17 protein-coding genes are annotated in these 19,947 nt (G+C 39.3%); 6 read left to right on the top strand and 11 right to left on the bottom strand.

Features of this window, described 5'->3' with window-relative positions:
• Window positions 1-183 precede the first annotated feature (183 nt).
• A complete protein-coding gene (locus tag NOS7524_RS21985) occupies window positions 184-867 on the bottom strand; it encodes an S-layer homology domain-containing protein (RefSeq protein ID WP_015140683.1) in 684 nt (227 codons plus the stop codon).
• A 480-nt stretch (window positions 868-1,347) separates the two neighbouring features.
• Between NOS7524_RS21985 and NOS7524_RS21980 the strand changes: the two genes are divergently transcribed.
• A complete protein-coding gene (locus NOS7524_RS21980; protein ID WP_015140682.1) occupies window positions 1,348-1,644 on the top strand; it encodes a hypothetical protein in 297 nt (98 codons plus the stop codon).
• A gap of 599 nt (window positions 1,645-2,243) precedes the next feature.
• The gene (locus tag NOS7524_RS21975; protein ID WP_015140681.1) at window positions 2,244-2,882 is read left to right on the top strand and encodes a hypothetical protein; all 639 of its coding nucleotides are present in this window, start codon (window positions 2,244-2,246) and stop codon (window positions 2,880-2,882) included.
• 43 nt (window positions 2,883-2,925) lie between these two features.
• Here NOS7524_RS21975 and cobO read toward each other — a convergent pair whose 3' ends face one another.
• A complete protein-coding gene (gene cobO / locus NOS7524_RS21970; protein WP_015140680.1) occupies window positions 2,926-3,603 on the bottom strand; it encodes a cob(I)yrinic acid a,c-diamide adenosyltransferase in 678 nt (225 codons plus the stop codon).
• A gap of 523 nt (window positions 3,604-4,126) precedes the next feature.
• Window positions 4,127-4,600: a lipocalin-like domain-containing protein gene (locus tag NOS7524_RS21965; RefSeq protein ID WP_015140679.1), complete on the bottom strand. Its 474-nt coding sequence runs from the start codon at window positions 4,598-4,600 to the stop codon at window positions 4,127-4,129.
• 251 nt (window positions 4,601-4,851) lie between these two features.
• On the opposite strand from NOS7524_RS21965, the gene NOS7524_RS21960 reads away from it, so the two are divergent.
• Window positions 4,852-6,003 (top strand): homospermidine biosynthesis protein, encoded by a 1,152-nt coding sequence (locus NOS7524_RS21960; RefSeq protein ID WP_015140678.1) that lies wholly within the window; start codon window positions 4,852-4,854, stop codon window positions 6,001-6,003.
• A 161-nt stretch (window positions 6,004-6,164) separates the two neighbouring features.
• On the opposite strand, the gene fabG is transcribed toward NOS7524_RS21960, so the two are convergent.
• From fabG to NOS7524_RS21930, 6 genes are all read right to left on the bottom strand, one after another.
• Window positions 6,165-6,860: a 3-oxoacyl-ACP reductase FabG gene (gene fabG, locus NOS7524_RS21955; protein ID WP_015140677.1), complete on the bottom strand. Its 696-nt coding sequence runs from the start codon at window positions 6,858-6,860 to the stop codon at window positions 6,165-6,167.
• A gap of 417 nt (window positions 6,861-7,277) precedes the next feature.
• Window positions 7,278-8,669, bottom strand: a complete 1,392-nt coding sequence (locus NOS7524_RS21950; protein ID WP_015140676.1) for a carotenoid oxygenase family protein — start codon at window positions 8,667-8,669, stop codon at window positions 7,278-7,280.
• Between the two features lie 202 nt (window positions 8,670-8,871).
• Complete coding sequence (locus NOS7524_RS21945; RefSeq protein ID WP_015140675.1) at window positions 8,872-9,090, bottom strand: hypothetical protein; 219 nt, start codon at window positions 9,088-9,090, stop codon at window positions 8,872-8,874.
• Between the two features lie 450 nt (window positions 9,091-9,540).
• Complete coding sequence (locus NOS7524_RS21940; protein ID WP_015140674.1) at window positions 9,541-9,990, bottom strand: hypothetical protein; 450 nt, start codon at window positions 9,988-9,990, stop codon at window positions 9,541-9,543.
• Between the two features lie 749 nt (window positions 9,991-10,739).
• Window positions 10,740-12,068 (bottom strand): hypothetical protein, encoded by a 1,329-nt coding sequence (locus tag NOS7524_RS21935; protein ID WP_015140673.1) that lies wholly within the window; start codon window positions 12,066-12,068, stop codon window positions 10,740-10,742.
• 633 nt (window positions 12,069-12,701) lie between these two features.
• Window positions 12,702-15,416 (bottom strand): dynamin family protein, encoded by a 2,715-nt coding sequence (locus NOS7524_RS21930; RefSeq protein ID WP_015140672.1) that lies wholly within the window; start codon window positions 15,414-15,416, stop codon window positions 12,702-12,704.
• A gap of 891 nt (window positions 15,417-16,307) precedes the next feature.
• On the opposite strand from NOS7524_RS21930, the gene NOS7524_RS21925 reads away from it, so the two are divergent.
• Entirely contained in the window at window positions 16,308-16,829 is a 522-nt protein-coding gene (locus NOS7524_RS21925) for a peptidoglycan-binding domain-containing protein (RefSeq protein WP_083882663.1), read from the top strand.
• A gap of 137 nt (window positions 16,830-16,966) precedes the next feature.
• On the opposite strand, the gene NOS7524_RS21920 is transcribed toward NOS7524_RS21925, so the two are convergent.
• On the bottom strand, window positions 16,967-17,566 hold the full coding sequence (locus tag NOS7524_RS21920; RefSeq protein WP_015140670.1) for a Maf family protein: 600 nt from the start codon (window positions 17,564-17,566) through the stop codon (window positions 16,967-16,969).
• 73 nt (window positions 17,567-17,639) lie between these two features.
• Window positions 17,640-18,185 carry a photosystem II reaction center PsbP gene (gene psbP, locus NOS7524_RS21915; RefSeq protein WP_015140669.1) on the bottom strand — a complete coding sequence of 182 codons (546 nt, stop codon included), beginning with the start codon at window positions 18,183-18,185 and terminating at the stop codon, window positions 17,640-17,642.
• Window positions 18,186-18,285: 100 nt separating this feature from the next.
• On the opposite strand from psbP, the gene NOS7524_RS21910 reads away from it, so the two are divergent.
• Both NOS7524_RS21910 and NOS7524_RS21905 read left to right on the top strand, forming a co-directional pair.
• On the top strand, window positions 18,286-18,912 hold the full coding sequence (locus tag NOS7524_RS21910) for a hypothetical protein (protein ID WP_015140668.1): 627 nt from the start codon (window positions 18,286-18,288) through the stop codon (window positions 18,910-18,912).
• A gap of 29 nt (window positions 18,913-18,941) precedes the next feature.
• The gene (locus tag NOS7524_RS21905) at window positions 18,942-19,946 is read left to right on the top strand and encodes a DUF2278 family protein (RefSeq protein WP_015140667.1); all 1,005 of its coding nucleotides are present in this window, start codon (window positions 18,942-18,944) and stop codon (window positions 19,944-19,946) included.
• Window position 19,947: the final 1 nt, after the last annotated feature.

Here is a 19,947-nt window from a genome sequence, read left to right as displayed (position 1 = left end):
ATGACAAAGAAAGATTGGCAAGGGCTGGGGACTGGGTAAGAAGCAGGGGAGCAGGGGAGAAGAACTAATGAGTAATTACTATTATCGGACTACGCCCCGAAGAAAGCTAACAGCACTGTCAAACCCCGCAGTCTAGATATGTAATATTTTCACTTCTGCTTTTTAATTTGATGCAGTTTGAGATTAAAGAGAATCTGGAGGGTTAGTAGCACCGGGAACTATCGGCATTTCCGGTTGCTTTTGCTGTCTTTGCAAATATTTACTCAAAACATGAGCCATATCCCCACGAGTCATCGGTCTTAAGGGGGATATATTTTGTTGATTATCTGTGTTGATGAAGCCTTCTGTCACTACTGTAGCGATCGCTCTTCTTGCCCAATTGGGTATAGATGTCGCATCTGGGTATGATGCCAGAATTTCATTCACAGTATCATCACCAAACTGAAACACTCCATAAGCTTGAGCGAAAATAGCCAAACCTTCTGCCCTTGTCACTCTTTGATTAGGGAAAAACAAATTCCCTCGATAACCTCTCATCACATCTGTTTTTAGAACTATCTGAATATCTCGATATGCCCAGTGAGAAGGGGGAACATCCGGTACAGATATAGATTTTTCTTGTTTAGCTGCTTCTCGTTTATCTAAATGAAAGGCTTTGACTAAAATCGTGGCTAATTCTGCACGACTCATCAACCGTTCTGGATGAAAATTACCATCCGGTGAATTAGTCATTAATCTCGCAGCAACTACCTGTTGAATTGCTGCTGATGTTGCTCCCGCAGTAGTTTCGGTGGTTTGCGCTTGCACAATTACCGGGAAGCTTTGGAGTAGTAGCACTAAAGACAATGTACTGAGCCAAGGGCGCATAGTTCTGACCACTATAAATCTGCTTCTCTGTATAGACAACAACTGGCGGGATGTAGCCCATCACGCACTGACTATGTTGACACATTTTTACTGAGTAAGGTTGCCGAGGTTGGGGATTGGGGATTGGGGAGTTTAGAAAATTTTTTCTTTCTCAGCCCAGGTTTGCGTATTTGCGGGATGAATTGAAATGTTTATCCAAAGCCAAAGGTAGATTTTTATGGCATTTATATACACATTATTTTTTGCTATTTTTTGCTAGGTTGCTATTTTGATACTGAAGACAAAGACAATTAACTATCTCAGCAAAAAAGCAGCAATCCAACTAGCTAAAAAGTAGCTAATCAATCAGATTTCCATAGACTATCAACACAAAATCATTAGCAGGGGTGCAACTGCATTCCCTCGCGATTCTAGCTTTTCTTCCCTTGAATGGCTGGCATCTAAATGTTGTGGCTTTTGTTGAAAGTTTGATGGTTGCGGATGAATATAGGAATAATCGAGCCTTACAGTAACGGATTTTTAGAAGTTGTACCGGAGGGTGAAGACAGCGATTATTGGCATATTGCAGCTATACACATCAATGGCCAAGCTTTCTGTCCTACTCCTCAGCTTTATCGTTCAGAACAACTGGCATTAGCAAAAGCTGCAAAAATTTATGATTGGATAGCTGAAACTGAACCAGAAATCATTAATGGAGCTTGCTACTGTTCTCAATTGCAACTCATTCTCTGGCAGCAATTGAAAGTATCAGAGCCAGGCGATGCTTGCCTTGGGTAAATCTATATAGTACAATTGTATTAATAGCTGCTTAGAGTCTATAGTCCCTGCCTCAAATGTGGGGATTTTCTTTGTGGATGTCATAGCGCGACGATGCTCCGCCCCGCCTTGGCGATCGCACTTTGATCTTCATCTGTAGCACCAAAAGTATTTACCTCGAATTATCTGCATATAGAGTTGAATGAGTATAAAAACTTAACTTTGTAGAGCAGTCCCAAAAAAAGATTGTGACTTTTCCGAAATAGAATCAGTAGCGGTTGTAGATTCCTATGTACTTAACAAAGCGAGATGTTTTTGAAGCTAAACATCAATTTTTTTGAACAGGATCAAGTATCACAGTGAGATGCCAAACCCGCTCAGGGAGAGAATCTCTGAGTAGCATCACCCAATAGTATGAATCTCCTGGGTGAAGCAGAAATTTTTTAATTAATGGTAGGGTTTGATTATCCCGCAAAATTCAATCAAAGCTTCATTTTTTAGCAATTTTTATTTTCCAAGACATAAATCAAACCTTTGACCGAGCCTTAAACGATAGGAATTTTATTATGGTTTAAGTCATGTGACAGAGGAAGTCGCTAGGTTTTAACAGGAGGAGTCGGGTGCTTAACAACAATTCTAAATTTTCCCCTTTACGCCAGTTGAGAATTCCCGCTATTGGCTTACTCTTCACCCTTAGCATGGTGGGCGAACAAGCAACGCCTGTACTCAGTCATCAAATTGCAGTACCTAACTCGACAGCGATCGCCGCTTCTCTTCCCAGATTGACGCATCAACAACAAAACAGTTCCGACACATCTATATATGATGATGCTGTGACTACAGCTTTGCTAACAAACACTCAAAAAGCTGCAAAAGATTCAGGAATTCACCGCAAAGTTAACTTACCTACAAGAGATGGTGTATATCTGTATGGTCAATCACCTCAACCAAACCAGATAGGCCAAGGGTATGTTGTCTTCCAAAAACGGCAAGGTAGGATAGTCGGTGCGCTGTATATGCCTAGATCCGAGTTTAGCTGCTTCCAAGGCACACTCGACAAATCCGGCGAATTGGCGATGACTGTTACTGCTACACCAGATGCAGGTATTTCACCAGATGTAGCTACAGCTAGTAGAATACCTAGATTTTCAGCAGATGAGCCAGTTAACTATGCTCACTCTGTAACACTGCAAGACTATCATCAAATTAACGCTATCAGCAGCGATGATCACCGCATTCTCCAAATGTGTAGTCGATAAGGGATTGGGGATTGGGGACTGGGGAAAATGCCCCATGCCTTAATTAAAATTCAATCCCCGGTTGTGCTTTGATGTTTTGATCGCGGAAGGGATGCTTCACTAGAGTCATTTCTGTAACTAAGTCAGCACGATCAATGAGAGCTGCTGGTGCGCCTCTACCGGTGAGGATGACGTGTTTATTGTCTGGTTTTTCTGCTAGACCGGCTAGTACGTCATCGACTTGTAAATATCCCATTTTGAGCGCAATATTGATTTCATCTAGCAGCACTAGCTGAAAATCTGGGTTGCGGATGTATTCTAGTGATTTTTCCCAGGCGGCGCTGGCTTTTTCGAGGTCGCGATCGCGGTCTTGGGTTTCCCAGGTGAAGCCTTCCCCCATCGCGTGAAATTCTATTTGGTCTTTCCAAAGGCTGAATACTCTTTTTTCTGAGGGTTCCCACGAGCCTTTGATGTATTGTACAATCGCTACTCTGTAACCGTGACCAAGCGATCGTAACACCATCCCTAGTGCGGCTGTGGTTTTGCCTTTACCGTTACCAGTATTAACAATAATTAACCCTTTTTCTGGTAAAGCCTCTGCTATGCGCCGATCCTGTGCTGCTTTTCGGCGCTGCATTTTTTCCCTGTATTGTTCATTAGTCAGATTAGCTGACATTATTTCATCAATTAAACGCTCAATTTCCTTATCTGATTCTAATGCTTCTGGTGTATCGCTTTTCATCAACCTCGCCTGAAAATAAATTTTGCAGCCAAATATAACTACCTGATTTTCCTGAGACGCTATGATCAGACCTACTTAGTTAAATCATGCTGAAAACTACTGGTATAGCTAGTGATATAGCTGGGACTTCATTAACATCAGCTTTGGAGAAAGCTAATCTACACGATATATAAAGTCCAAACTATGCTTAATATAATTATCTATTTTTATTCTAAATAATTTGCTAAAAATGAGATGATTATTCATCACGGAAATTTTATATTTTCTTGTAACAATGGCAATAGACAAGATGAGCAGTATCATTTAAACAATAAACTCAAGTTGTTACTGACAATTTAGATTATTTTTATAATTTTATCGCCCAAAAATTTTATTTCATTAAATGGAAATTTGCTATTAAATCTGCTAAATTCAGTATAAAAAAACAGCGGGCAGAATCTGCTGATGACTAGCATAAACTTCAAAAATTATTAAAGTTATACCAATCATCTAGAATTAATGGCATCGTTACAAATAATTGATATTAGACACGTTCCCAAGTCAAATATTGAGCATTTCCACTCATAGGTGGAGTAATTAATACTAGCTTATTGTCTACGAATTTGAAGGTACGTTCCAGATAAGTACCTGTCCAATCAGGAATTAAGCTAATATCAACATAATGAATTACTTTTTCGGATTGAATTTCATATCTACCGCCATAGGAAACATAGTTAGCAGATGCTTGAAAATACCTAAAAATAGCTTTAACATACTTCCCAGCAGTTAGTAATAACCACGGTTTTAATAATAGTTGTCTGGCTCGTAATAATTCCTCAAAAGCAACCCCAAGATTCAAGCGATTAGACCTCATAATATTTGCACTCATATATCCATCTTCGGTGTATGTAATATAACCAATAGGATGATTTCCAAACGGGTAAATTATCTGTCCATCCGCAGTTTGTGTTTCCCAAGACACTAATTTCCACGTTCCAATAAACATTTTTTTGTCCATGTGCCAATTCTCAAATACGGTATTTTAATTTTCTAATAGAATGTACCAGCTAACAGCAGAGCAGAGTGAAAACAGAGGTAAGGTAAAATGTATGTGGGACAGGCGTTTGAACTGAAGTTGATACCCCTACATCCTGACTCCCCTACATCACTTCACCCGCGCCTATAATTCGTACATTCTGGCGATGTCAGAAATTGCTGAAACATAGTTAACATTAGATTCGTGCGTGTTTACTGTTTGGGAATCTCAGAATGGCAAAACATTTGGGTAAGAAAATTACACCTGTACCGATGTCAACTGATATCAGTGTGGTGGATTTGATTGACAATTACTTCACCGCCTACAACTCGGCGCGGTTGCGGGAAGTGTGTCAACTCATGAGTCGTGATGTCCTCAAAGATGGTGTCACTGTGGGAGTTAGCCTTTCCGGTGCCATGACACCAGCCGGGTTTGGCGTATCTGCACTTGCGCCTTTAATTCGCCACGGCTTTATTGACTGGATGATTAGCACTGGTGCAAATCTTTACCATGATATGCACTATGGCTTGGGTTTTGAGTTGTTCGCAGGAAACCCATTCTTAGATGATGTGAAGCTGCGTGAGGAAGGCACAATCAGAATTTATGACATCATCTTTGGTTATGATGTGTTGCTAGAAACCGACGCATTTATCCGCAAGATTTTGCAAGCAGAACCATTTCAAAAACGGATGGGTACGGCTGAGTTTCACTATTTACTGGGTAAGTATGTGCGGGAAGTTGAGAAGCAATTGGGAGTCCAAAATTCCTGTTTGCTAGCTACCGCCTATGAATGCGGCGTACCCATCTATACATCTTCTCCTGGTGACAGTTCCATTGGAATGAACGTAGCGGCGTTAGCGTTGGAAGGTTCAAAATTAGTATTAGATCCAGCAATTGACGTGAATGAAACAGCTGCGATCGCCTACAATGCTAGAGAAGGAGAAGGTAGAAGCGCAGCTGTAATTTTGGGTGGTGGTAGTCCCAAAAACTTCTTGCTACAAACCCAACCGCAGATTCACGAGGTTTTGGGATTAGAAGAAAGGGGACATGATTTCTTTGTCCAGTTTACCGATGCGCGTCCGGATACCGGTGGTTTATCCGGGGCGACTCCTTCGGAGGCGGTAAGCTGGGGTAAGATTGACCCAGATGAATTACCCAGCACCATCGTTTGTTATACCGATAGTACAATCGCCTTACCTTTGGTAACAGCTTATGTTCTCAACCAGTGCGAACCTCGCCCCCTAAAGCGATTGTATGACCAGATGCCAGCACTGTACGATAAACTCCGCACAGATTATTTAGCCGCTAAAGATCAGCCTGTAGAGAAAGTTGCCACTGATACAGAGGTAGCTACTTATCCCTGTGGGACACCAATTCGGAAATAGGGATTGGGGATTGGGGACTGGGGATTGGGGACTGGGGACTGGGTACTGGGTACTGAGTAAAAAATTATTCTTGTTCCCCTCTGCTCCCCTGCTCCTCTGCTCCCCTGCTCCTCTGCTCCTCTGCTCCCCCATCTCCCCCATCTCCCTCATCCCCTCATCCCCTAAACACTTCCATAAATGGGAATCGCCGCGCCGCGAATATCTTTAGCTGCATCTGAGGCTAAAAAGCAGATTAACTGGGCTATGGCTTCAGGTTTTACCCACTTATCGGCGTTTTCTGTACCCATAGCTTGACGGTTGGCGGGGGTATCAATCACCGAGGGTAAGATAACATTAGCGGTGATATTTGTGCCTTTGGTTTCATCTGCGATCGCTTTTGTTAAGGCTACCACACCAGCTTTCGCCGCCGAGTAGGCTGCTAGCTGTCCCGCCGGTTCTAAAGCTGCCCTAGAACCAATGGTGATAATGCGCCCATAGCCATGTTCTAGCATCTTTTGTAGGCTATACTTGCAAGTTAAAAAAGTGGTATTCAGGTTTAATTCAAACTCGCGTTTCCAACTGTAAAAGCTGTATTCATGGGTTTTACCCATTGAAAATCCTCCCACGAGATGAATTAACACATCTACCCTTCCCATACGGCTAATGAGATTGTCTACCGAAGATTCTTCTTCCAGGTTAGCGGGGATAAAATTCACCCTGGCGAAGTCTGCGGGGGGAAGGATTTCCTTGAGGCGTTCGACTTCTTTAGGATTGCGGTAAGTGATGGTTAAATCTGCACCTTGGGCGAGAACTGCTGGTGTGACACCTAAACCGAGCCCACCAGTACCGCCTGTGAGTAAAACTTGCTTCCCTTTCATGAAACATGAACTCCTCAGAGTATCCACGATTAAGATACCGCGAGCAGGTATTGAGCGGGAAGAAATTACTGAAGTGTGCCTCGGAATAAATTCCGAGTCTTATAGCGTAATTCCGTTAAAACGAACTCAAATATGCTTGTACTGGACTGACACAGCTAAAATGTTGCATTAGAACTAACGGATTCCTCCTCCTCAAAAACTGGATAAAACCCTTACCCTAATGAGCTTTCAAGTCTGTCACCTGTCATACCATTTCACGAAAAACCTGATACAGATGTAAACCCTGAAAGCTTTGCTGCATCTAAGTTTTTTAATTGCGTAAAGCCTACGGCATAGCTACGCTTAGAGCGGAGCGGGGCGGGAGCATCGTTGTGAATTGGTATCACCTGTTACCTGCGGTAATTCTGTGACATTCTCTCACTCAGCCTCAGAATTCAATTGTGCTTCAGTCACCCAAGCACCATGAAAACCATAAGGCACTCGTTGGGGAATTAACACCCTAGCTATAGGTTCACTGCTCACATCTTGGGCGTTTACTACTACTAATTCTGAACTATCTTCAGCAGTATCATGAACGTAAGTAACTAACCAACCATCATCTTCAACAGTTGCACCAGGACGGGGTACAAATACACTCTCACCACCATAACGTCCTTTACCAAATGTGTGGATTTGGGATTTACCACTATCGAAGTCATATTTAATTACACCTTCAAATAAAGGTAAAGAACCTTTCGCCATTTTGCCCGCGTAACCGTAGCTTGTGAATCGTCCTAAGAGGTTTTCATTGACACGGGGAAATTCTGCGGCGACATCATCCAGCACTTCTTCAGTTACTTTCCCAGTTGTGAGGTTAAATCGCCAGCGATGTAAAAGCGGGATATCTGCTTGTGGATCTGTTTGTGAATTGTCAATAGCTAAGACAGTGGTGGAACTCATGCGACAAGCAATTAACACTACTTCGTCTTGGTCTTCATAGGCGTTGAGGGTGTGGAAGACATAGCAAGAGGGACTTTCAAACCAGCGAATATTATTGTTGTCGCCATGACGCGGTAAAATACCGAAACGGCTGGGGCGATCGCGCTCAAACATCAGCATAGGTTCTCCCCGTTGCATCCGTTCTGGACTGAAAGTCAACGGTAAATCCATGAAAATTGTATAGTTTTCGGTGATGGCAAAGTCGTGCATCATCACAGCCATTGGTAAATCGATTGGTACTGTCCGTAGTAATTCGCCTTGGGCTGACACAACACCGTAGCTTAAAAACGGGGATGCAAATGAGTACCCAAAAAACATCATCTCACCTGTCACCGGATCTACTTTCGGATGGGCTGTAAAAGCAGAAGTCAGTTTGTTGTTATAGGTAAATTCCCCAAGAGTTTCTAACTCTGGAACTTTAATCGCGTGAGGTGCGCCGCCTTCCCACAGTGCTAATAGTTGTCCGGCGTGCCAAATGAGGGCAGTATTAGCAGTATTTCCACTGGGTAGGTCTGGTTTTGGTGCTTCCATTAGCCCAGTCCAGATAGCTTTACCAGCTTGATGCTCCATTTGCCATTTTTGGGTGCGGGTATAGCGATTACGGTAAGTAGCTTTACCGTTACTAATTCTGACACCGTGTAACATTCCATCACCATCAAACCAGTGATAATGACCAATCGGTGCATACTGAGGATTCGGGCCATTACGGACAAACATCCCTGATAAGTCTGTTGGTAGTTCACCAATTACTTTTAAGGTATCAGTAGTAGTTTCTTCCCGTACAGGGGCAAAGTTACCATCCAAATAGGGATTGACTGCTGTTGTTGTCATGGTGTGGAATTGAAGATGAGTAAATATATCTATATTAGCGATCGCCTCACCTATACTGTGTGATGAACTAAGAGAAGCGATCGCAGTTGCTGATTAAATTCCCCAGACTATTCTCAAAAATCGTATTAGAATACCACAGTGACCACTGGCACTCTGACGTTCCAAATCGTTAGTTCCCCTGTGCTTCGGAAGTAGAAATCCTTCATGAGTATGGAGTTTTCTTTTGATTTACACTAGATTTAGTGTATAAATCTTTACCATAATTGACGATCTTATTCCGAATTTGCTGGAGGCGTTCTTCCAAGATAGCTTTATTGGGTACATCTTGCCAGTGAAGAAAATCCAGAAAATCTAAAACTTGCTTCTGTTTATCTTGAGGAAGCGATCGCCACTTTGTTAATAACTCCTGATCTAAACCCATCAGCCGCACCCAAAATATTTTGAAATTGTTCTACTAAGAAAAACTCTGTTACACTTATAACCCTCAGATTACAAGCTTACTTATAACAGATGTTTAATTTTTAGCTTCCTATCAAGTAGAAATACTTGGTAGATTCTACTGATAGTAGCACTTTTTTTAAGAATGAAAAAGTAAATAAATTTTTTCAATAGATCCGAATTATGGAAATCAATCTACATGATCAACAAAAAATAGGTGTATAAACGCTTACTACTATTTTTGGTCTCTTCTAATAGTAGTTAAGATTATTCAAACAATCTGTCTCTCTTTTTCAGTTAATATCAAGTTCCTTCAAAAAACACTTCTCCAACCTGCGGGTTCTGCGAAGCGGTACTGTTCTACTGCTACCTTCATGTTCAATCTTTAACTGGACACAAGATGATTTATTCTGTAGCCATTGCTCCACAGGATCTATTTTTTTGGAATAATCTTTGTTGAACTCTCAGCTTTAGCCTTATGACATAGAGCAAGACGTTTACGGCAGTAGCCATCAGATTGAGATGTACTTGCAACTTTGGTAATCTTGACTCCAGGTTTAACCAATCTTGAAGTATTTGTAATTGAGTGACCACTAGCCGTAGCAGGATTATGGTTTTTAAAATTCTGATGCTGCTGTTCTAGCTCTTTTTCTGATTGTGTTACCTGGGGTTGAATTTCAGTTAAAATCAGTGTGTCTGGTCGAGATGTTTGGGGTAGCGATTGCTGAGTTCGATGTACTGCTGCACCTAAACCAAACATCCCAGCACCGAGAGCAAACATAATGTATCGCCCCAAATACTGAACTGCCAAGTAGCCAAAACTTACCGCAGCGACTGTTGCAGCAATACCTGCAAAGGTATTTTTCAATATAGCCCTTTTCATGCTGCCTCCCTAAAACTTCGCTGGTAAATTATTGGCTAACTTTCTGAAGAAAACTTTCCGTAGGGATGGAAATGTAAATTAGTTCCAATCCAAAAATCTGAGCTATTTTTAAATCTTTTTAACAATCCATTGCTAATATATTAGCTCATAGTAGTACATCCTGAGATCAGGATATTCTCTATGTCTCTCATTCATCAGGGGTAGTTGCCTACTCACAGATAAAAATTTCCCAATTCATTCAATATATCAAACCGGATTTTTCACAGGTGAAAAATTCTAGTTAGACCATAAAACTCAATTAACGATATTACAGTATACTTGGTGAGCAGATTTTCGTGTGATTTTGACAGTGGTCATAACGATTGTCTGCGTTTACACTGGCGTGAGTCAGATTTCTGCTTACACTACCAGCTACACTCGTTCACAAACATACCTTAGTCTTTGTGCTGACCTTGTACACAAGTTGACAAAAATCTTAACTTATCTCTTCAACCCCTTCAGACTGTGAGTCTATACCGCAATTACGACAAGTTAAGAAATACCCAATGGCTTACCAATTCAGCTACACAATCCTAGCCTGTGGAGGCAGGCTAGAATTGTTTGTTTATCCTCAAGCTAAAGCTTGAGGGCTAATCAGAATTATGTGTCCAACCTAGATATAGAGACTTGTCCATCAATGATCATTGAGGTCTTGTTTAGTAATGGCCAAAACCTAATTTCCGAATTAGTCTTTTGTATAGACAGGACAATTACGCGGTGATTACCTCTAAAGTTTGCTGTGTGTTGGATTCGTCTCTGACTTTAAAATAGTAATAAAGATTGGCAACTGTTAAATCAGAGGCTTGTTGTAAGTTTTTCGGAACTAATATCTTGTGTCCTGCAACATGAGCTTGTTGGTTGATATAAACTTCGTACTCCTTACGTAAAACAGGTTTGAACATAAATATCAACTGATCAAGTAGAGAATAGAAATGTGATTTTTCCGCTAAATTTTCGTATGCTAGTTGTTCGGGTGGTACTGATTGCACAGTGGCCGCTTGATTAGTATCCAAGATATCAGCAAATTCTGACGTGTTGCCATTACTGCTAGCTAAGAGTTTCATGTCCATTGCTGAAAGTGAGCGTATCCAATCAACCCGCGCCTGCCATATCTCCAAAATAGCTAAATCGTGTTTGCAAATCCGGCTAATTTCAGGAAAGAGAAAATTCAATTCATCATATGATTCACAATTGCTAATCACAGTACAAATTTGTTCCTTAATTTTAGTGCGGAGATGGCATAGGCGATCGCTAACAGCTAACATCTCGTTCTGTACTTGATATGTGATAATAATTGCTTGTTCAATTGCCCAAGCACATTCAAATCTGCGGAGTTGACCAGGTGCAGAGGTTTTTGGCATTAGCCGAGGATTAATATACTCTGCTAATACCTCAAGTAAGGTTTTTCTAGCACTATCGATTTCAAAATTTCGCTGGCTAATATCTTGTAATTTTAATGCTAGTCTTAAACGATTAATCGCCTGTATAAACAGTCCATATGCGCGCACTAAAACTATGCGATGCTGCTCAAAATTAATATCGTGGGCTACTTCCTTAACAATTTGTCGAACTTCAGCTCCTTGATCTTTGAGAGCTTGTTGCAAATCAATAAAGCCGTCTTTAACTTCAAATCGCATTTGCTCAACTTCTTTTTTAAGTTTGAGCGTCTGATGCAAGTTGACTGCTTCTAATGCAATATTCGATATCTTTCCTAACTCAATCAAGGCTGTAGTTGCCTGTAGAACCCCTACGGTTGTTTGCAGCGATTGTAACCCAGTTTCTACAAAACTATTTTGTTGATATCTTTGAGGTAAAGCTACATGGTTTTGTACCATGTTTGCTCTTGTCATTAGGAACTGAACAGGTAGAATAAACGGTGATAACGGATAATGATCGACTAAAACACCAATAGCATGGGCAAAAGAGCGCCCCGTTGCAGTCTCCTGCACTATGCCAATAGGGATGCCATTACTAAAGATTGGTGCGTAGTTACCAGCTTCAATGCCAGCTTTAATGGTGGGTGTAAATTCAAACAGCATACTGTACTTTGTAAAAGGTAGATGTTGCACCTAAGTGGAGAAACCCTGAAAAAGTAAAGAAAGAGATAGTACAAAACTATAACAATAAATAAATAAAATAATTATCAATAAAAATAAAAACCTCCGTATTACCACTGGATTAGCATCATTTTGACAATGCAAGAAGTTTCTGGCTCTATCATGGATATTTTTGTTGAATCGGCTCAAAATATGAGAGATACTGCTGGAAATGTCTGTCGATAAACCGCCGTAATAATGCTTACTAATTTCTAATCACTAGCTTACATATAAATGAGTTTATGCCCACTATTCAAAAAATAATTGTGAAGCTATGTTGAGATTATTTGAGATTATTTTTATCAGCCTTAGAGAATATTTTAAAATTTTTAGCAGGTTAAAGATTATACACAATATTCCTAACTTCAGCATTGATACCCTGCGGATAACACTCCTCATGTTATTAAAGCTTCACCGCCAGTTGCACCTAAAGTTACTTTTGTAGATTAGGCTAATGTCAATATCGGTAAACCACTTTCCCTACAAGATGCTTGCACTTGAGCTTCCCTATTTGTCCTAGGGTTCTGTTTCACATTCAGATGCTGCTTTTGTCTTATTATCTATCAAGTTAAGCAGTTAATCATACTCTCTCTTAATAATTACTTTATTAATCACTTCAGAATACCAGCGTGAAATATTTGTACTAATGCTGTCATTTATTTGCTCAAGTTCTTTGCATTTATGCAGAATCCAAAATTTAGTTGCATAATGTTGTTCTAGCATTTCTTGATGTGATTTTTCCTGCTGTTCTAGAAGTTTTTCATACACAGATATAGCTCCTTCAATAACTCGGCTTACTGATTCGACTTTAGTATCAAAAAACCTTTCAATGTTTTCCTGTAGTTTTTCGTAAATTTTATCTACAGATTCATCAAATTTTTGTAATCCTATTTCTAAAACTGACATTTTAAGCTGATGATGAAATCTATCGCTATCCAACATTCTAGAACCAAAAGAACTACCAATAACAGCAGTAACATTAGCTAAGGCAACTGGTATAAAACCAATTCCTGTAAACACCAGTAGTTCTTCCTGTAAAGCCGCACTAAAATCGATATTATCCAATTCAATCAATTGATCAGTAATATCATTAATAGAAAGTTTTAGCTCTTCGCTGAATGTTGTATTACTTTTCATATCTAATAAATTAAACTCTGATTGAATAGCATCTAACTCATACTTAATATTTATATTTAAATCTTGTAAATTTTCTTGTAATATTACATCTTTCAGTTGATTATTAACCCACTGATCAATTTCATCTGATAAGTCTCGAACAAAGCACTGAATATAGTCACGAATTAACTTGTCTTGATTCCACAGTAGCTTATGCTCAGAATGCCAATGCTCACTTCTTAACGCCATGCGTTCATCTAAATCTACATACCACTCATTCCAAGAAACATTAGCTTTTTCTAGAGCTTGTTCTATAAGTTGAATAGTTAATAAACATATTTTAACATCACGTCCACTAAACTCTCCAATTTGCTCTAATATTTTATGCTTTTCATTTTCAGCAATCTCAATTTTTGATTCCAAACTATCTTTAAATCGTGCCAAATCACTAATGATTTTTAGAATTAATGTATTAAGCTGCTCAGATAAATTCTGAAGTTTTAAGCTTCCACGTTCAAGCATTAAAAATCTTTCTAGTGATTTAATAAAACTCTCAAAAGATATTTGATATTCATCTTGGTATCCATGCAAAACTGCATTAAGTGCAGCTTGGGCTGAAATAAAGTGAACACGATTTTTTCCTGCAATTATTGGTTGCTCACCTTCAACAAAGTTTTGAATCCTTTTTTTTACCTGCTCACGACCTTTTTCTGTACGTACTAAATCCATAAAGTTACCTACAATAAATAAGTTATTTGCAGGTTCTTGATTTTTACCACTATTGAGCTTTATTCTTAATTGATCTAATAATTCACGCTCACCTTGTGTTAGCGATCGCGAAGCATTAGTAATAAATATAGCAGCATCAATATCTTGAAGTAACTTTTGAGTAATAGCTGTAAGCTCAGGATTTTCGTTCAATCCTGGAGAGTCAATTATTTCTACACCACTGTTACACAATGTTAAATTAGGGTGTTCAACAATAATTTCCTCAATTGCAGATTGTGTTAGTTTCTCATTTAAAGAACCAATAGCAGCATCTTCAGAAATACTTGCTTTTTGCCTATACTCTTCAAATGGTATTTCTTCTTCCCTTCCATCTTTATAACGACAGACTACTCGTTTTTGAGTTCCAAACTTTAAGACTGCAACTGTACCACTACAGGGAACCTCTCGCATTGGTTGAATTTCTTCACCCAGCAAAGCATTGAGTAAAGTCGATTTTCCTTGGCTAAACTCGCCAACGACCGCTAATCGAAATTGATGTGATTGGATTTTTGTTGATACTACACTAACTTCATCAATTAACTCCTTTGATATCAAGCCACGTTCATGACAAGTCTGAACTATCTGAAAAATCTGATCGCAATATGTACCTAACTGTTTGCTAAATTCTTGAAATTGTTTTAAACCTCCATAGTATATAGAAAGGCGTGGTTTAATAGTTGTAGAGTGATTATGCGGAGAATTGAAATTCTCATACGATGGCTGAATAACACCAGTATTTATTTCTTTAAGAACTGCTGGATTTAGTAATTCATCTACCTCATTTACAACTGCTATTTCATGAATAGTTGTAGAGTGATTATGAGGAGAGTTTAAATTCTCATATGATGCCTGAATAATACCAGTATTTATTTCTTTTAAAACTGCTGGATTTAGTAATTCATCTACCTCATCTATAACGTCCATCTCAAAGTTTTCTTTTATTCTAAATGCAGATTCTAATACTGCCAAATGTTGCGGTTTAATCTTTAAATAATGAGATGTAATTTCCAAATATCTTTGTTCACGCAAGTCAATTTTGCCATCACTTGTAGACATTTCATAGCCAAATCCAATTAAAAACAGTCGTTCTGATTCTGAAAGGGGATTAATTATAGTTAATAAATCATTAAATCGCCGATAAAGGTGATATTTCCGAATTCCTTTAATCAATAAATGTGTCAATTGGCGTATATCGCTTTCTGGTGTACTAAAACGATACAATATTGCCAGTAATCTTTGTTTTTCCTTTTCAGTAACGATGCCATCAGCAAACATCACTCCTAGCAACACTGCTATCAAATTAGCTACGAATATCACTGGTGGTTTAACATCACGTTGACTCAATTTTTGTCCCGTAATAGTAGACAAAAAATTAATTACCTGATTCCCAATTAATGATGTATCCATGAATGGTTATCAACTGCTAGATTATTGTTATATATTTTGTTCTAGATACTCTAAATAACAGAAAAATTATCGCATCAATACAATAGCTATGTATCGTACCTATAGGCCAGTGCCAATTTTTCTGCTAGTAGATTTTTTTCTGCATCGAATATTCTCCCATTGAGGATTACCCCATGTCTAGGAGTCTGGTGTGATTTTTAATAACTATACTCAGGCTTAAACTACTATTAGACAAAGCCTACTACTTAAGGCTTTTTCCATCAGATATTAATACAATATGTTAATTAAACATAAAATTTTCTTATATTAATTAATAGTTACAAACTTTCCTCTATCTTAAAATGTATATTTTTATATTAAAAGTTTCTTTTTGGTAAAAATTTTATCCAAAAAACGTAACGAATTTTGCAACAAATACAGCGAAAATCAATTTCTTTACGTAGGCGCTGCAATCATAATGATTTTCTGAATGATTGGCAAGAGGGGTTAAACCCCACAGTAACACTTATGGTGTTGCTAAATCAAAATGCGAATCAGGCTCTTGCTTGATATTCTTACGTATATATACTGTTTAAAAAGTATTATAAATTAATTTATATTTAAGCCGTTACACTTACTAATGGCTTTAGCACTTAACCATTCTTTAGTAGAAGATACAAAGATTTCATGCTTTTGTAAAGCATTATCATCCACGGTTTTTCTTATATAGTCAAAACTTACATAGCAATTACAATGAGCGATATTGCAATACTGATGTCGGGTGTGTTAATGACGAGGCAACCTTCGTCATCTAATTTGATCAAACTGCCTGTAATTAGGCAAGAACAAAATAGCCAATCCTCTCAACGAATTTCAGCCGCGAAATTTGCCTCATATCGAGCCATTCGGCCAATGAATAATTTTCCAGCTACATTAGCTCTTAAGTTCAAGCCTCAAAAAAGCCGAATTACAACAATCAAGCAAATATTTGCAAAAGATTTAGATAAATTAACTAAATTATCTTCTTCTAACTTTCTCAGGGATAAGTTTTCTGAACAAAAACGCTTAGTGGCTAAACAACGCAGAGATAAGCTCATTTTTAGAAAATCTCAAAAGGTGAGTTTTCTTAATACACAAAAGTTAATAAACAAACAAAATAGTAATGATAATATTGTTGCCACTTCTCAAAGCTTAAATAACCAAACATTACCCAGTCTACGTTTTAAAAGTTCGGGTATAGCTGTTAGAGCTTTACAACGGCTGTTAGTGGCTAACGGCTATTCTGTTCCAGTAGATGGAGTTTTTGGTGCTGTAACAGAGAGTGCGGTTAAAGCCTTTCAAGCTCAGAAAAACTTAAAAGTAGATGGAATAGTGGGATTGCAAACTTGGGACTCTCTGACAATGTACAACAGATTTGCTACAGTTTGGTCTTAACCAAGGAGATTACTTAGAAGTAATTAACGCCAAAACTGGACAACTTCTGCTCATCAAAATTAGGGATAGCGGGACTTAAACAAAAGTTCAGCCCAAATGTAGCTTTTGAGCAGAATGTACATAGCACAAAGGCAGATTTAGGTTGTTTGCCAAAAGTTAGTAACACTGTATCCTAGTTCCTCTAACATTTGGCGGAGTAGGGGTAAACTTAGTCCGATGACGTTACTGTGACAACCTGCGATTTTTTCAATAAATAAACTGCCAAAGCCTTCTAGAGCAAAAGCACCAGCGCATTTTAGGGGTTCGCCTGTAGCTACATAGGCTTGAATGGTGCGATCGCTAATCTGTGCAAAGTAAACCCTTGTTACCTGACACTTGACTAGGGTTTTATTTTGTAAAGTATCAATCAAAACATGACCTGTGTAAAGGTCGCCACAGTTACCGCGCATCATCTGCCAACGTGCGATCGCTTCGGCTGTATCTGCTGGTTTGCCGTGAATCTTACCATCAATAGCCAATACCGAATCACAACCCATCACTAAAGCTGATGCAAACTGTGGTACAACAGTTTCCGCTTTGCGTTGGGCTAGAATTTGCACCAATGCTCCGGGTTCAGTGACTTGAATTTGTGACTCATCAAAATCACTAGGGCTAACTATGGGTTCAATACCAACAGTTTGCAACAAGCGCCGTCTGGCTGGGGAAGCAGAGGCGAGTACGAATTGGGGGATTTTCATGATGTTCAGACAAGTGGAATTTCAGATATTGGGCATGAGCAAAAGTATTGCTGATGCCCAATCCTATTGCCTATTAATAGACTGAAAAAGAATTTACAACATCTTCCATAGTCCGTTTGACTTTTTGCCAACGTTTCTCAGGAATCGAGGCGTTAAAGGTAAAAAGTTTACCACGACTAACAGCTACACTAGCAATGTTGTGCCGTTGTTGCTGATTAGGAAGTTTTACTAAATACTCAAGAATATAGTAAATTTTCCCTTCTGATTCTTTTTCCAAAGCATTGACTAATTCAGCTGAACGACCAGAATCTGGAGGTGCTAAAGCTGCTTTGCCCAACTTATATCCTACTTCCGTTGGTGTTCCCAGTTCTTTTAAGGATTGGTTTTCTGGAACAGGACTAATTACTACAGAAACATTCTCTGATATCTCAATTAAATCGTGAAACACTACATCAGGGCCGTTAGCGACTTTCACCTGCAACCAGCCATTAGGGTATAAAAACTCATAGCCATCAGTTGTGTCTACAAAGCTTTTGAATCCAGCGGCCGTAGCCACACCAGGATTAGTCAGGCTGAAACTTAACACTAATAGCAAAATAAGTACAATCTTTTTCCACATTTTTACCAATTCCTTGAGGCTGGAAGCAACACAAGACAAGTATAATTTCACGTTTTCATTGTCCCATCAACTGTGTCGCTTCGCGTAGGTTAACCAATTTATGCTCATAACTCACGAATTGCGCTGGTTTCATCCTGGTACGATACCGGAAGATATTCAAATTTGGTTCCAGCAACATTGTTTGAATGACCAGTCGCAACTACCAGAAGATAGAGAAGATATGTATTTATATGTCCCTGATTCGGATTTTTTAGGCATTAAACTCCGACAAGGCAGGCTGGAAATCAAATGGCGCAAAGCCGAACTGGGTGTAATCGATTTGGGCGAAAGAGTAGCAGGAAAAGCCGAAAAATGGGGTAAGTGGTCATGTAGTGACACCACAGGAGAAAGTTTTCTACCTACCACCGTAGTAGGCATTTCTTCCTGGGTAAGTATACGCAAAGTTCGTAGCTTACAAAACTATCAAATCTTATCTGACTTTTCAGTAAAACCAGTAGCTGCCGATGAAAGTATCAATAACGGCTGTAGTGTAGAAATTACGCAATTGCTAGTTCAAGATCATGCTTGGTGGAGTTTAGCCTTGGAAGCCAATGGTGAAGATGAGCAATTGGCGGCAAATCTTCAAGCCACAGCTAATTGGGTATTCCGGACTTACCAAGGTGCAAAATTACTAGCCGCCAATTCCTACGCTTATCCCCATTGGTTAGGGCTGGTATGTTCTGACTAATTTTACACCCTGAAATCTAGGAGAAATGAATGCCCTTAAAAAATTACGGTGTTTTGAAAAGTCGCGCTCTAGATAGAAAGCTAGGCGAAGGCCCTACTCCTCATTACCAAGTGTTAGTAACTGACGAAAAACAAAAACACCGGATTGCCATCAACGTTAAATCCAAGCAAAGTCCATCAGAATTACTGTATTTTGTAGACGAAAATTTTTCACACCCCATCACCAAAGAATTACAAGAGTTAGATTTTGGCTTCCACGAGTTACCTAGAAAACCTGAAGGGATGGCTTTAGATTACATCCGAGGCAATTTGTTTGATCCAAAACAGATGAAACCTTTGCCCTACAACGTACCAGGGCCTGATAATGACCTGAATGAGTTATTGGAATTATACATCGCGCGATCGCTAGCTTCTCCAGATGCCGTCCTCTATCCTTTTGGCGAAAAGTGGGGGCCAGAAACAACTATTAAAGATAAATATTTTGGTTTTCTCCCTGGTAATGGTATCCATGACATCCACATGAACCAGGGTAACGCTGCCCAATTCCAAAAAGATAACGGTGTTTGGCAAGATGGAGGATTGCTGATTCACTATCCATCGCGTAATCAATGGGTGGGTGTATTTTTAGCCTTCCAATCCCAGTCTTTCCATACCAACGATACCACTGGTGACAGAATCGATGATGTCAGTGTCATCACGCCTATCGTCACAACTGCGGCGGTTCGTATTGTGGCTGCTTTAGTCAATCCTGTAGGAGATGATGTAGGTAAAGAGACAGTCACATTACTTAACACTTCACCGCAAAACATAGACTTGAGTGGTTGGGCATTGGCAGATAGTGTCAAACGTAAACAGCCCCTCAGTGGCATAATTGCCCCAGGTGAAGTTGTCAGGGTCTCTATAAGTAAAGATAGTATTCAACTAAGTAATAATGGAGGCATCATTACCCTTCTAGATAACCAAGGTATCAAAATTGACGGTGTTGCTTACACCAAAACAGATGTCCAAAAGCAAGGATGGACAGTTGTATTTTGAA

Origin of the sequence: Nostoc sp. PCC 7524 (assembly GCF_000316645.1) — a bacterium.
In the GTDB taxonomy this organism is placed as follows: domain Bacteria; phylum Cyanobacteriota; class Cyanobacteriia; order Cyanobacteriales; family Nostocaceae; genus Trichormus.
The sequence above is the reverse complement of the archived record's forward strand: the minus strand, read 5'-3'. Positions and strand labels throughout refer to the sequence as shown.

Bases quoted from the DNA above. Each gene is read 5' to 3' on its own strand.
- NOS7524_RS21985 (WP_015140683.1), bottom strand. From the start codon at position 867: ATGCGCCCTTGGCTCAGTACATTGTCTTTAGTGCTACTACTCCAAAGC.
- NOS7524_RS21980 (WP_015140682.1), top strand. From the start codon at position 1,348: ATGAATATAGGAATAATCGAGCCTTACAGTAACGGATTTTTAGAAGTT.
- cobO (WP_015140680.1), bottom strand. From the start codon at position 3,603: ATGAAAAGCGATACACCAGAAGCATTAGAATCAGATAAGGAAATTGAG.
- NOS7524_RS21965 (WP_015140679.1), bottom strand. From the start codon at position 4,600: ATGGACAAAAAAATGTTTATTGGAACGTGGAAATTAGTGTCTTGGGAA.
- NOS7524_RS21960 (WP_015140678.1), top strand. From the start codon at position 4,852: ATGGCAAAACATTTGGGTAAGAAAATTACACCTGTACCGATGTCAACT.
- fabG (WP_015140677.1), bottom strand. From the start codon at position 6,860: ATGAAAGGGAAGCAAGTTTTACTCACAGGCGGTACTGGTGGGCTCGGT.
- NOS7524_RS21950 (WP_015140676.1), bottom strand. From the start codon at position 8,669: ATGACAACAACAGCAGTCAATCCCTATTTGGATGGTAACTTTGCCCCT.
- NOS7524_RS21945 (WP_015140675.1), bottom strand. From the start codon at position 9,090: ATGGGTTTAGATCAGGAGTTATTAACAAAGTGGCGATCGCTTCCTCAA.
- NOS7524_RS21940 (WP_015140674.1), bottom strand. From the start codon at position 9,990: ATGAAAAGGGCTATATTGAAAAATACCTTTGCAGGTATTGCTGCAACA.
- NOS7524_RS21935 (WP_015140673.1), bottom strand. From the start codon at position 12,068: ATGCTGTTTGAATTTACACCCACCATTAAAGCTGGCATTGAAGCTGGT.
- NOS7524_RS21930 (WP_015140672.1), bottom strand. From the start codon at position 15,416: ATGGATACATCATTAATTGGGAATCAGGTAATTAATTTTTTGTCTACT.
- NOS7524_RS21925 (WP_083882663.1), top strand. From the start codon at position 16,308: ATGAATAATTTTCCAGCTACATTAGCTCTTAAGTTCAAGCCTCAAAAA.
- NOS7524_RS21920 (WP_015140670.1), bottom strand. From the start codon at position 17,566: ATGAAAATCCCCCAATTCGTACTCGCCTCTGCTTCCCCAGCCAGACGG.
- psbP (WP_015140669.1), bottom strand. From the start codon at position 18,185: ATGTGGAAAAAGATTGTACTTATTTTGCTATTAGTGTTAAGTTTCAGC.
- NOS7524_RS21910 (WP_015140668.1), top strand. From the start codon at position 18,286: ATGCTCATAACTCACGAATTGCGCTGGTTTCATCCTGGTACGATACCG.
- NOS7524_RS21905 (WP_015140667.1), top strand. From the start codon at position 18,942: ATGCCCTTAAAAAATTACGGTGTTTTGAAAAGTCGCGCTCTAGATAGA.